The 13,470-nt window shown below is 62.8% G+C and carries 8 protein-coding genes; 4 read left to right on the top strand and 4 right to left on the bottom strand.

Annotated features, from left to right (window positions below; translation table 11 throughout):
- The first annotated feature begins 62 nt into the window (after positions 1–62).
- Positions 63–1,259, top strand: coding sequence for an AI-2E family transporter (locus ACQ4W0_RS20935; protein ID WP_436578511.1), 1,197 nt, complete (start codon positions 63–65; stop codon positions 1,257–1,259).
- Between the two features lie 57 nt (positions 1,260–1,316).
- Here ACQ4W0_RS20935 and ACQ4W0_RS20930 read toward each other — a convergent pair whose 3' ends face one another.
- Together ACQ4W0_RS20930 and ACQ4W0_RS20925 are read right to left on the bottom strand one after the other, a co-directional pair.
- On the bottom strand, positions 1,317–2,264 hold the full coding sequence (locus ACQ4W0_RS20930) for a YihY/virulence factor BrkB family protein (RefSeq protein ID WP_436578510.1): 948 nt from the start codon (positions 2,262–2,264) through the stop codon (positions 1,317–1,319).
- Between the two features lie 67 nt (positions 2,265–2,331).
- Positions 2,332–3,360 (bottom strand): OmpA family protein, encoded by a 1,029-nt coding sequence (locus ACQ4W0_RS20925; protein ID WP_436578509.1) that lies wholly within the window; start codon positions 3,358–3,360, stop codon positions 2,332–2,334.
- A gap of 473 nt (positions 3,361–3,833) precedes the next feature.
- Here ACQ4W0_RS20925 and ACQ4W0_RS20920 point away from each other — a divergent pair, with 473 nt between their 5' ends.
- Both ACQ4W0_RS20920 and pbpC read left to right on the top strand, forming a co-directional pair.
- Entirely contained in the window at positions 3,834–9,575 is a 5,742-nt protein-coding gene (locus tag ACQ4W0_RS20920) for an alpha-2-macroglobulin family protein (RefSeq protein WP_436578508.1), read from the top strand.
- 14 nt (positions 9,576–9,589) lie between these two features.
- Complete coding sequence (gene pbpC / locus ACQ4W0_RS20915; protein WP_436578716.1) at positions 9,590–11,677, top strand: penicillin-binding protein 1C; 2,088 nt, start codon at positions 9,590–9,592, stop codon at positions 11,675–11,677.
- A gap of 54 nt (positions 11,678–11,731) precedes the next feature.
- Here the strand turns inward: pbpC and ACQ4W0_RS20910 are convergent, their stop codons facing one another.
- Positions 11,732–12,412 (bottom strand): hypothetical protein, encoded by a 681-nt coding sequence (locus ACQ4W0_RS20910; protein WP_436578507.1) that lies wholly within the window; start codon positions 12,410–12,412, stop codon positions 11,732–11,734.
- A 162-nt stretch (positions 12,413–12,574) separates the two neighbouring features.
- On the opposite strand from ACQ4W0_RS20910, the gene ACQ4W0_RS20905 reads away from it, so the two are divergent.
- A complete protein-coding gene (locus ACQ4W0_RS20905; protein ID WP_436578506.1) occupies positions 12,575–13,093 on the top strand; it encodes a hypothetical protein in 519 nt (172 codons plus the stop codon).
- Position 13,094: 1 nt separating this feature from the next.
- Here ACQ4W0_RS20905 and ACQ4W0_RS20900 read toward each other — a convergent pair whose 3' ends face one another.
- On the bottom strand, positions 13,095–13,391 hold the full coding sequence (locus ACQ4W0_RS20900; RefSeq protein WP_436578505.1) for a hypothetical protein: 297 nt from the start codon (positions 13,389–13,391) through the stop codon (positions 13,095–13,097).
- Between the last annotated feature and the right edge of the window lie 79 nt (positions 13,392–13,470).

Below are 13,470 nucleotides of genomic sequence, written 5' to 3'. Positions count from 1 at the left end.
TGCCGCAGCGCCCGGCCCGATGGCTGGCGCTGTGGCCCTCCACCGACCGTCGCGGGAATCGCATGCATATCCAGCCTTCAGATACCCCGCCCGAGCCGGTGGCGGCTGCCTCTATCGAGCCTGCCGGGCCACCTCCCGGCGCTCCCGTGGAGCATCCAGACGCATCCTTGCGCCTGCCGTTGCATGTCCATGCGCGCGGCCTGGCCTTGGGCATTATCGCTACTGTCAGCTTCATCTATGCGCTGCAATGGGCGCAGAAATTCCTCATTCCCGTCATCTTCGGCATTTTTATTGCCTACACCCTCAATCCCGTCGTCGCCTGGCTGGAAAAGCTGCGCCTGCCGCGCGCCATCGGCGCCACCGCCGTCACGGCCCTGATCCTGTTCGGCTCCATCGTCGTGGTCGAGCGCGTGCAGGGTGAGTTTGAATCCATCGTTGAAGAGTTGCCGGCCGCCACGCACAAGCTGTCGCGGCTGATTGCGGCCAATACGGGCGGCAAGAACAGCACCTTCCAGAAAATGCAAGCCGTGGCCAATGAAATCGAGCAAGTGGCCGCCGGCGCCGAAGCGCGCCGCAACAACCGCCGCGCCGCCGCCGCCGAGGCGCCCAACTTCAAGATCATGGACTGGGTCTGGGCAGGTTCGCTGGGACTGATGGGTTTCATCAGCCAGGCCACCATGGTCATTTTCCTCGTGTTTTTTCTGCTGCTGTCGGGCGACACCTTCAAGCGCAAGCTGGTCAAGCTGACAGGACCGTCGCTGAGCCGCAAGAAGGTCACCGTGCACATCCTGGAGGATATCAATACCTCGATCCAGAACTATATGTTCATGCTGCTCGTCACGAATGGCTTGCTGGCAGTCCTGATGTGGATCGCCTTGCGCGTAATCGGCCTGGAAAATGCGGGCGCCTGGGCCATCGTGGCCGGCTTGTTGCACATCATGCCGTATTTCGGCCCCTTGCTCATCACCATCGCCACGGGGCTGGTGGCCTTTTTGCAGTTCGAATCGCTGGAAATGGTCTTGCTGGTGACGGGCACCTCGATGGCCATCGCCACCCTGGTCGGCACCTTTGTCACTACCTGGATGACGGGGCGCATCGCCCGCATGAATCCCACGGCCGTCTTCATCAGCCTGCTGTTCTGGGGCTGGCTGTGGGGCGTCTGGGGCTTGCTGCTGGGCGTGCCCATCATCGTCATCGTGAAGGTGGTGGCCGAGCGCGTGCAGGGCATGGAAGTGGTGGCCGAACTGCTGGGCGAATAGCGTGCGGCAACGCCAACGGCGCCCGCAGGCGCCGTTGTTGCATGAGGCGGCAGGCAATCAGGACTGGTGGCGTTTCAATATCTTGACTTGCACATCGCCGTCTTCCGTCTTTGGCATGTCCTTCATGCTGCCCAGTTGCAGGGCGAACTGGCGCGTGAATTCGGCACCCAGGAAGAAAATTTGCGCCGAGTAATACACCCACAGCAGCAGGGCCACCAGCGAACCGGCTGCGCCATAGCTGCTGGCCACGCCGCTATTGCCGATATACACGCCAATCGCATATTTCCCCAGTGAAAACATGAAGGCCGTGCCGACGGCGCCGATCAGCACGTCGCGCCAGGACAGGCGCACGCGCGGCAGCATTTTATAGATGACGGCGAACAGGCTGGCGATGACGGCAAAGCCGATCAGGTTCGACAAAATGGTAAATAGCACGGCCGTGTCCTTCCACACGCCTTCCCAGAAGTTGGCGAGAATGGCCATGGCTGCATTGACTACCAGCGACACCATCAACAGGAAGGCCAGCACCAGCACCAGGCCAAAAGACAGCAAACGCGTGCGCAGCATGTCCCAGGCGCCCGCTTCCTTCAAGGCTGGCACTTGCCAGATTTCATCGAGACTGGCTTTCAGTTCGGCAAACACGCTGGTCGCGCCAAACAGCAGCAGGGCGCTGGCGATGAGGGTGGCGATGCGGCCCTGCTCATGGTTCTTCGCGCCGGCCAGCACCAGCTGGATGGCTTCGGCGCCTTGCGTGCCCAGCAATCCCTGCAATTGCCCCATCAGCTCGCCGCGCGCGGCGGCCGGGCCATAGAAAAAGCCGGCGATGGCAATTACCAGCACGAGGATGGGAGCGATGGAAAACAGGGTGTAATAGGCGAGGGCGGCGCCCTTGCTCGAGGCGCGGTGTTCCAGCCATTCGGTGACGGAACAGACGATGACCTTGCGCATCTGTTTGCTGAACGGCGCCAGGCCGGCCAGTTTGGGATAGCGGGTAGAGAAATTCATGGTGGCTTTCAATGAAAAAAAGGGGCCGCAGCCCCTTTTTTAACTAGTGGCGTACCACTGGCATTACTTATTGTACGCGGCGTTCGATGGTGATCTGTTCCACTTCAACGCGGCGGTTTGGTTCCAGGCACTTGATCAGGTCGGCACGTTTCTTGTTATTGCAGGTGACGACAGGATTGGTGGAGCCCTTGCCTTCGGCCGTCAGGCGGTTGGCGGCGACACCGTGGGCGACCAGGTATTCCTTGACTGCATCAGCGCGCTGCTGCGACAGTTTCAGGTTGTACTTGGGCGAGCCGATGCGGTCGGCATAACCACTGATGACGACGTTGTTGACGTCCGGTGCAGCGTTCAGCACGCGGGCGATTTCGTCTAGCTTGGTCTGTGTCGGGCCCAGCTTGGCGCTGTCGAACGCGAACAGTTCCGTTGCCGCCATCGTCACTTTTTCAAAGCGTGGCGGCGGTGGCGGTGGTGGTGGCGGCACGACCACGACGACTTCCTCGCGTACTGGCGGCGGTGGTGGCGGTGGTGCCGGCGGTGCCGGCGGTTTGTCGAACGCGAAGTTCAGGCCCACGGTGACATAGTAGTTGTTGGCCTTGCTGTTCGGATCGAAAGTATTGCCGCGCAGGAAACCGTGCACATTGCGCACGTCAGCCTGGACGGACAATTGATCCGTGATGCTGGACTGGAAGCCCAGGCCCACGCTGGCGTATGGCGAGCTCTTGCTGCGTTCACCAAAGGCGAAGCTGGTGTCCTTGTCGCGCTGCATGCCGGCACCCACCAGCAGGAAGGGACGGAAGGCTTTGCGCGAGAACATGTACAGGCCGTCTACGCCCAGCGTATTTTGCTGGTAGCGCTGACCGCCATCCTTGGAGCGGGCGTACGTGGTGCCCAGCTGGATATCCCAGTCAGGGGAAACAGGCTTACCGAAACGCAAGCCTGCGCCATAGCCGGTTTTATCCGTGGCAAAGTCGGAATCTGGCTTGAGTGCGTTGATGCTAGGTTGAATATACCAGGAGGGATTGATTTCCTGGGCCTGTGCGCCGAGGGCGGAGCACAGGACTGCGGCGGCAACGGCGATTTTTTTTAGATTATTCACAAGTAACTCCCAACGTTGATAAGAGATTTTCTCTACAGCATCAAAGCGACATCTTGCTACACGTGCTATTGCATGAGATAGACAACAACTCCAGGTGCGCCCGTCTTGCGATAAATGCACTGCTGTTGGACTAGAGAATACGATTTCAGGTTCGCGAGGTCGGTGCGTTAGCGCACAAAGCATTGTTGTATATCAATGGTGTTGCAGATTCACGACAAAGACATTGGTGTTGAAAAAAACTAATTTACTCGGTGGAATTTTGACCAGCACGGCCACTTCCTGGCGCCGCGGCAAGAGGCAATCGTACGACTTGTTCCCAGCATGCCACTGTATATTAGCAACAATGATGAGCTTGATAACTAATATTACATTGATGTTGTATTCCTGCCGCGTTCTGTTGCCTTGCCGGGCTTCCTCCGGGCAACTTGTGCGTGCCGCAGCCAGCTCCGCCACTTTTCATCAAGGAGTCACCCGTGCCTGACCACCGCCGAATTTTTTCTTCCCCGCTGTCTGGCAAACTGGGCCCGCTATGTCTGCTGCTCTCGCTGGGCATGGCTATGCCGGTCTGGGCCGATAGCGGCGTGTCTCTGTTTTCACCGAGCGGCACGGTCAAGGCCGTGCGCCAGGTGCGGGCCCAGTTCGCCACGCCGATGGTGCCGTTCGGCGACATGGGCTTGCCCGCGCCGTTCGCCATCGATTGCGGCAAGGCCGAGCCTGCCGTCGTGGTGGGCGCCGGGCGCTGGGCCGACGAGCGCAACTGGAACTTTGATTTCGAGCGCGACTTGCCCGCCGGCGTGGCCTGCAACTTCACCTTGAAAACGGGACTGAAGGACCTGGCGGGCCAGCCCTTGCAGGGGACGACGTCCTACCGCTTTTCCACGGGCGGCCCGGCCATCGTCGAGGCCGTACCGTATGACGGCCAGCCGTACATCGATGAAAACCAGATTTTCGTGCTGGGCCTGGACGCCGTGCCGAACGAGGCCAGCGTGGCCGCGCATGCGTATTGCCGCGCCGATGGCATCAATGAAAAGATTCCCGTGCGGCAGCTTGTGGGCAAGGAACTGGAGCAGGTCTTGATCCTGCGCAAGAGCTTTCTCGACCGCTACCTGACCGTGTATTTCAAGAAGCGGGGCACGCTGTGGAAAGTGGGCATGCCCGTCGCCAGCAAGGGCGCGCCGCCTTTGCCTGTCACCGTGCTGCAATGCAAGCGCAGCTTCCCCGCCAACGCCAAGGTTTCCCTGGTGTGGGGCGAGGGCATCGCCAGCGCCAGCGGCATCGCCACGGAGAAGGCGCAAACCCTGCAGTTCAAGACGCGTCCCGATTTCACGGCCAAGTTCAGCTGCGAACGCAGCAACCCGAAAGAACAGTGCATCCCCTTCCTGCCCATGCGCTTGCAGTTTTCTGCGCCCGTGAAAGCGTCGCTGGTACGCGCCATGACCCTGACAGGGGGCGGCAAGACGTATGCGCCGACGATTTCGAAGGAAGAGGAAAAAGCGGAATTCGTGCAGTACGTGAGCTTCAACGGTCCTTTCCCCGTGCAAGCCAGTTTTGTCCTGAGCTTGCCGCCGAAACTGACGGATGACGCGGGCCGTGCCTTGCTCAACCGAGCGCGCTTTCCCATGACGGTGCGCACGGGCGATCAGCCGCCGCTGCTGAAGTTCCCGGCCCCGTTCGGCATCATCGAAGCCAAGGGCGACGGCTTGCTGCCCGTTACGGTGCGCAATATCGAGCCTGTGCTGTCGGGCAAGGAAATTACCCATCCAGCCGCCACCACGGGCGCCACCTTGCGCGTGCCCGACAATGACGACAAGTTCATCATCGAGTGGATGCAGCGCCTGGCCGGCGATGGCGCCGGGGGCGAATACTGGCAGCCGTACGCGCAATATGCGGGCAACATGAGCAAATCCGTGCTGGCCGATGCCGCCGGCACGCACCCCATCAGCCTGCCCCGTCCCGATGGCAAGAAAACCTTTGAAGTGATCGGCATCCCGCTGCAGAAACCGGGCTTTTACGTGGTCGAGCTGGCCAGCCCCATCCTGGGCAAAGTGTTGCTGGGCAAACCCACCACGGCGTACATCCGCACGGCCGCGCTGGTGACCAACCTGGCGGCCCACTTCAAGCATGGCGCGCAATCGTCGCTCGTGTGGGTGACGTCGCTGGACAAGGGCGGGCCTGTTGCGAAAGCGCAAGTGGCCGTGCGCGACTGCGCCGGCAAGCTGCTGTGGCAAGGCGCCACGGGCGCGGACGGCGTGGCGCACATTCCCGGTGAGCTGGCCAATTCCAGCTGCAAGAACAATGGCCGCTACTTTATTAGTGCGCGCAGCGGCGGCGACATGACGTTCACCCTGTCGGACTGGGTGGGCGGCATCGAAGCCTGGCGTTTCAACCTGCCCACGGACGATACGCGCGCCGACAACACCTTGCTGGCCACGGTATTCGACCGCACCCTGCTGCGCGCCGGCGAAACCGTGCACATGAAGCATTTCATCCGCAAGCACACGGGCGAGGGCATGAGCCTGGTGGACAAGAACAACGGCCCCGGCAGCGCCACCTCCGTCGTCATCACGCACCAGGGCAGCGACCAGAACTACCAGTTGCCACTGCGCTGGTCGGCTACCGGCACGGCGGAAAGCGACTGGGTCATTCCCGCCGACGCCAGGCAGGGTGAGTACAGCGTGACGATGGCGGGCCGCCCGTCCGGCAGTTTCCGCGTCGAAGCGTTCCGCGTGCCCACCATGAAGGCCGTGCTGCAGGGCCCGAAAGCGCCCGCCGTGCAGGCGAAGCAGGTGGCCCTGGATGCGCAAATCACCTATCTGGCGGGTGGTGCCGCCACGAATGCACCCGTCAAGCTGCGCACGGTACTGCAAGACAAGAGCGTGACTTTTGCCGACTATCCCGATGTCAGCTTCAGCAATGGTGACGTGAAGGAAGGCCTGGTCAAGCAGGGCACGGGCTACGACGACGATGAAGGCGAGTGGCAGGATGAGGGCAATGGCGGGCGCGCCGGCGCCGGCGCGCCGGCCGCGCGCACGCAAAGCTTGACCCTGGACAAGGCGGGCGGCGCGCGCATCATCATCGACCAGCTGCCGCAGCTGTCCACGCCGCGCGACCTGGTGGCGGAAATGGCTTTTCAGGATGCAAATGGCGAGACGGCTTCCGTGGCCACGCGCGTGCCGTTGTGGCCATCGAATGTTGTGATCGGCATCAAGCCCGACGCCTGGGCCTTGAGCAAGGACGCCTTCAAGTTCACGGTCGCCGTGCTGGGCACCAATGGCAAACCCGTGGCAAATGCGGCCGTGGCCGTCGACTTCTTCCAGCGCAACAGTTATTCGCACCGCCGGCGCCTGATCGGTGGTTTCTATGCGTATGAAAACAGCAGCGAAATCGTCAAGCTGGGGCCGGCGTGCTCGGGCAAGACGGACAGTAAAGGCTTGCTGGTCTGCGACGTGAAGGCGCCCGCCAGCGGCAATTTGATTCTGCGCGCCCGCACGCAGGATGCGTCCGGCAATGCGGCAGTCGCCAACCGCGAAACCTGGGTGGCCGGCAGCGGCGACTGGTGGTTCAACGCCAGCGACAATGACCGCATCGACGTGCTGCCTGAAAAGAAACGCTATGAGCCGGGCCAGGAAGCGAGCTTGCAGGTGCGCATGCCCTTCCGTTCGGGCACAGCCTTGATCACGGTCGAGCGCGAAGGCATCCTCGACACTTATGTGCGCCAGCTGAATGGCCGGGAACCGGTGGTGAATATCCCTGTCAAAGCGAATTACGCGCCGAATGTGTATGTCTCCGTGTTTGTCGTGCGGGGCAGGGTCGATGGCGTGCAGCCGACCGCCTTGGTTGACCTGGGCAAGCCGGCCTACAAGATGGGCATCGCGCCGCTGAACGTGGGGTGGCAGGCGCATGAACTGAACGTCATGGTGGTGTCCGACAAGGAAGTGTATAAAACGCGCGACAAGGCGGAAGTGTCCGTGCGCGTGCGGCGCGCAGACGGTAAACCGCTGCCGGCCGGCGCCGAAGTGGCGCTGGCGGCCGTCGACACAGGGCTGCTGGAGTTGATGCCCAACGATAGCTGGAAGTTGCTCGACACCATGATGGCGCAGCGCAGCCTGCAGGTGGAAACGGCGACGGCGCAGATGCAGGTGATCGGCAAGCGCCACTTTGGCCGCAAGGCTTTCCCGGCCGGCGGTGGCGGCGGCAAGGGGGCCAGCCGTGAACTGTTCGACACCCTGCTGTTCTGGAAGGGCACCGTCAAGCTCGACGCCAAGGGCGAAGCCACGGTGCAAGTGCCGCTGAACGATTCCTTGACGGCGTTCCGCATCGTCGCCATCGCCAGTGCCGGCAAGGAACTGTTCGGCACGGGCAGCACGGATATCCGCAGCTCGCAAGACTTGATCCTGATGTCGGGCTTGCCGACCCTGGTGCGCGAAGGCGACCAGTTGCGCGCGGGATTCACCGTGCGCAATACCTCGGCCACATCCTTGAGCGTGGACCTCAACGCCAGCGCTGCTGGCAAGGCTTTGCCGCGCCAGAGCCTGACGTTGGTCGCGGGCGAAGCGCGCGAAGTGGGCTGGGATTACCAGGTGCCGCTCGGCGCGCAGAATATCGTGTGGGAGATAGTCGCCAAGGCCGGTAACCATACGGATAAACTCAAAATCACGCAAAAAGTGGGCCAGGCCACCCCCGTGCGCACTTACCAGGCCACCTTGCTGCAAATCGAGAAGCCCATCAATATGTCCGTGCAGATGCCGGCCGGCGCCTTGCCGGGCCGGGGCGGCATCCAGACCAGCTTGGTCGCCAAGCTGGGCGGCGAGCTGCCCGGCGTGCGTGAATACATGGCCGCCTACCCGTACACCTGCTTCGAGCAGAACACGTCGAAAGCCATCGCCCTGCAAGACCAGGATGCGTGGAACAAGCTGGCCGCCAGCTTGCCCGCCTACCTGGACAGTGACGGCATGCTGAAATACTTCCCCATCATGGAGCAGGGCAGCGACAGCCTGACGGCGTATGTGTTGTCGGCCACCAGGGAAGCGGGCTATGCGATTCCCGAGCAGACGAAAAACCGCATGGAAGAAGCCTTGACGGCCTTCGTGCAGGGGCGCATCGTGCGCCGCTCCGCGCTGGCCACGACCGACCTGGCCGTGCGCAAGCTCGCTGCCCTGGAAGCGCTGTCGCGTTCGAACAAGGTGCCGCCCGATGCGCTGGAGAGCATCAGCATCAGCCCGAACCTGTGGCCCACTTCCGCCGTCATCGACTGGAGCCTGCTGTTGCAACGCACGCCAAGCCTGGCGCGCCGCGATGCGCTGCTGGCCGAGGCGCAACAGATCTTGCGTTCGCGCCTGAACTTCCAGGGCACGACCATGGGCTTTTCCACCGAGCGCAAGGATAACTGGTGGTGGTTGATGGTGTCCGGCGACGTCAACGCCAACCGGCTGCTGCTGGCCGTGATGGACGACCCGGCGTGGAAAGATGACATTGGCCGCCTGGTGCGCGGCAGCATGGGGCGCCAGAAGAAGGGCCGCTGGGATACCACGGTGGCCAACGCCTGGGGCACCCTGGCCATCGCCAAGTTCTCGTCCAAGTTCGAATCCACACCCGTAACGGGCGCCAGCGCCGTGAAACTGGGCGGCGATACGCAAGCGCTCGTGTGGAATGGCGCGGCGAAGGTCGGCCCCGTGCTGCAAGCCTGGCCGAAGGGCACGGACACCCTGGGCCTGGCGCATAGCGGCACGGGCAAGCCCTGGGCCACCGTGCAAAGCCTGGCGTCCATCCCGCTCAAGGCGCCCGTGTCCAGCGGCTATACGATCAGGAAAACCATTACGCCAGTGGAACAGAAAACTACGGGCCTATGGTCGCGCGGCGATGTCTACCGCGTGCGCCTGGACCTGTCGGCGCAGGCGGACATGAGCTGGGTGGTGGTCGACGACCCGATTCCCGCCAGCGCCACGGTGCTGGGCAATGGCCTGGGCCGCGATTCGCAGCTGTTGACGGCAGGTGAAAAATCCACGGGCTGGGTCTGGCCCACGTTCGAGGAGCGGGCGTTTGACGCGTTCCGTGCGTATTACGCCTTCGTGCCGAAGGGCAACTGGAGCGTGGAATACACGGTGCGCCTGAACAACGCCGGGGATTTCAGCCTGCCGGCCACGCGCATTGAGGCCATGTATTCGCCCGAGATGTTTGGCGAGTCGCCCAATGCGAATGTGAAGGTGGGGCAGTGAAACGTCTGGCTTTGATGACGTGCAGCCTGCTGGCTGGCCCAGTGCTTGCACAAACGGTATTGACGCCGGCCCAGGTGCAGGCCGCCTACCGCAGTTCGGAGGCGCAGCTGCTGGACCGCAGCGGCGCACCCCTGCAATCCTTGCGCGTGGACATGAAAGTGCGCCGCTTGCCGTGGGTGCCGCTGGCCGATATTTCTCCCGCCGTGCAGCAGGCCGTGCTGCTGGCGGAAGACCAGCGTTTCATGCGCCATGGCGGCGTGGATGTGTCCGCGCTGGCCACGGCCGCCTGGGACAATCTGTTTTCGACAAAACCCCGCGGCGCATCGACCATCACCATGCAGCTGGCGGGCCAGCTCGATGCAGACTTGCAGGCGTCCTCGGGCGGACGCAGCCTGCGCCAGAAATGGGACCAGATGCGTGCCGCCCAGGCCATCGAAGACAGCTGGAGCAAGGCGCAGATTTTTGAAGCCTATCTGAACCTGGTGTCGTTCCGCGGCGAGCTGCAAGGCATCGGGTCCGCCTCGTACAGCCTGTTCGGCAAGGCGCCGTCGGGCCTAAACCAGACGGACGGCATCATTTTAGCCAGCCTGGTGCGGGCGCCGAATGCGCAGCCGGCCACCGTCACGCGGCGCGCCTGCGCGCTGGCGAAAGAGTGGCGCATGGACAGCAGTTGCCAGCTGATCGGCCAGCGCGTGCAGACGGCCTTGCAGCGCACGGCCCTGTACGCCGACCTGGCCGCCGCGCCGCAGGTGGCGCAGCAGCTGCTCAAGCAATCGGGCGCCGCCGTGCGTAGCACCCTCGATGGCCCCCTGCAACGCTTTGCGCAGGAAAACCTGCGCCAGCAACTGGCCTCCTTGCGCGAGCGCAATGTCAACGATGGCGCCATCATCGTGCTCGACAATCGCAGTGGCGAGATCCTCGCTTATGTCGGCAATGCGGGCGGCAGCCATGTCGATGGCGTGGCGGCCCTGCGCCAGGCCGGTTCCACTTTGAAACCATTCCTGTATGAACTGGCCATCGAGCGCCGGCTGATGACGGCCGCCTCCGTCATGGACGATTCGCCGCTGGACGTCGCCACGGCGTCCGGCATGTATGCGCCGCAAAACTACGACCGCAATTTCAAAGGCTACGTCAGCGCCCGCACCAGCCTGGCCAGCTCACTCAACATTCCCGCCGTGCGCACGGTGTTGCTGACGGGGCAGGACGGTTTTTACAACCGCCTGAAGGAAGTGGGCCTGTCCAGCCTGACGGAACCGGCCGAATACTACGGCCCTTCGCTGGCGCTGGGCTCGTCGGAAGTGACCCTGCTGGAACTGGCCAACGCCTACCGGGCGCTGGCCAATGGCGGGCTGTATAGCACCACCGGCTTGCAGCCGGGGCAGGCTGGCAAGGATAGACGCCGCGTGATGGAGCCGGGCGCCGCCTTCATCGTCGGCGATATCCTGGCCGACCGCGCCGCGCGCAGCATGACGTTTGGCTTGCGCAACGAACTGGGGACGAATTTCTGGAGCGCCGTCAAGACGGGTACGAGCAAGGACATGCGCGACAACTGGTGCATGGGTTACTCGGCGCGCTACACGGTGGGCGTCTGGGTAGGCAACTTCGACGGCAAGCCCATGTGGGACGTCTCGGGCGTGACGGGCGCCGCGCCCGTGTGGCGCGACGTGATGGACTATCTGCACAAAAACGTGCCCAGCCATGCCCCGAAAGCGCCGCCCGGCGTGCTGCAGCAGATGGTGGCGTATCAGCCCGCGCTGGAAGCGCCGCGCCGCGAATGGTTTATCTTTGGTACGGAAAGCCCCGTCATCGCCGTGCTGGGCGACACCGTGAAGCCAGTCGCCATCGTGTATCCGGCCGAGGACAGCATCCTCGCCATCGACCCCGACATCCCGCCAGCCCTGCAGCGTGTGTTCTTCCAGGCGCAGGGCAGCCGCGACTTGCGCTGGGTGCTCGACGGCAAGGATATGGGCGCCGCTCTTGATAGCATCAGCTGGCGCCCCGTGCCGGGCAAGCACGCGCTGGCCCTCGTCGACGATGCGGGCAAGACGGTGGCAAAGGTGGCGTTCCAGGTGCGGGGGAATGCGCTGGCGCAGCTGAATTAGGCGGAGTGATTCACGCCCTTGGCCCGCTTCTAGCGCAGTCTTGTTAAAAAGTATTTATGGTGCGCTGAGGATGTTCGTCAATGCGATGCGATACGCCGGCTGCACGTCGCCATCCTGGTCCAGCTTGTCCGTCATGATCACGCCGTAACCTTGCGCGTACCATACGTATTCGCCGCTTTTGCCTTTGCTTTTTTCACCGACGTCACGCAGTTCGAACTTGCAGGCATCGGGGAAGCGGCGACCGCCCAGTTCCAGGCGTTCCCAGCCGAGAAAGGTGATGGAGAAATCGCGTTTGTCCGTGCGCGTGGAGGTGGTGATCTTGTCGGACAGGCCCGCCAGCGGGTAGTGGGTGCTCGTTTGCGTGTCCGTGAATTGCACGCGCACTTCCTGGCCGGGACGCATCTTGGCGGGAATGGCCGACTGCGGCGTGTAGACGTTTTTGCTGCGCACGCTGCCGTCTTCGTTGTAGTGCACCATACCCGTGAGGAATACCTGGCCGTCGCGGATGTCCTGGTAGGACGTGGCCAGCAGCACGCCGCCGTCGAGGATCAGCTGCGTGCCCTTTTGCTTCTTGCCCTCGAAGGTTTCCTCGACGTTGACTTGCGCATCGCCATTGTTCTTGCTGAACTTGATGCCCGTCGTCAGCTCCATGCACTCGCCCACCGTGGGCGCCGCCTGTGCACCGACGGCGGCCAGTATGCCTGCCGCAATCATCGTTTGCCATGCTGCTTTCATTGCCATCCTTGTTATTTTTTAATGACGCGATGATAGCGTGTGGCTACTGTTCATGAGTGCACGATTGCCTTATGCTCGAGACGCGGGCGGCATCAGGACCACCTGCGACTGGTATCAACGGGCCGCGCGTTTCGCGGCATGGATCGTTGCAGGAGTTAGCCCATGACATTACGATTATCGATATTGCTGTGCCTGCTGTGCGGCGCGCTCGCGTTGCCAGCCGCGCAGGCGGAAGATGCGCCCTATGCCATGCGCGCCGCTTCGGCGCCGGTGCAAGGCGCGCTGGATCTGGGCTTCATGAATGAGGCACCCAACCGGAAATTCAAGCGGCGCGTGGACTTGTCCGCCATCACCCGCGCCGACGACCTGGCGGTCGTCAAGGCGGCCATCAATCCTGTCGTGGTTTTTTTTCAGGTAACAGGGGCGGTACGCCAGCCTGCGCATGCGATACGGATAGTGACGACCCGCAACGGTGAACTGGCCTTGATCAAGCCGCCGCGTATCGATGACTACAATTATCTTCTTGCGCGCCGCTTATGGAACTGGACCGTGCATGATGCACAGACCATCAGCTTGACGGTCGAGTTCGTGGGACTCAGTAATACTCGGCCCCACTATTCCAACACCTATGTCTTTGTCGAACGCTATGGCACCTGGCTGTTCGACCGCCATCTGCTGTAGTTCAGCGCGTCGTCGCTGGCGGCGAGGTGGCCGCTGCGCTGGCAGCCGGGGTGTCCTGCGTGGCCACGGGCTTGCCGCGGCGGCTGCGCTTGTCCGTGCGCGTTTTGCCGGGCTTGGCGTCGTGCACCAGCTTGCCTTTGTTGTCGAGCTTGTCGGACTGGTCCGATTTCTGGCCTGGATCATTCGGATTGTTGGTGTGGTTGCCCGTCTGGTTCAGATTCGTCGTCGACTGGGCTTGCACCCAGGCGCCGCCGACGGTCATCAGGGTGGCGGCCAGCAAGAGAGCGGCGGTTTTCATGGCAGTGTCCTGTGCAAGTGTTGATTCGAGCTGGCATTGTCACACACGCGCCCGCCCGCACGGGTAGGACGCCGCCGCA

Origin of the sequence: Janthinobacterium breve (assembly GCF_051380895.1) — a bacterium.
Taxonomy (GTDB): Bacteria; Pseudomonadota; Gammaproteobacteria; order Burkholderiales; family Burkholderiaceae_D; genus Janthinobacterium.
The sequence above is the reverse complement of the archived record's forward strand: the minus strand, read 5'-3'. Positions and strand labels throughout refer to the sequence as shown.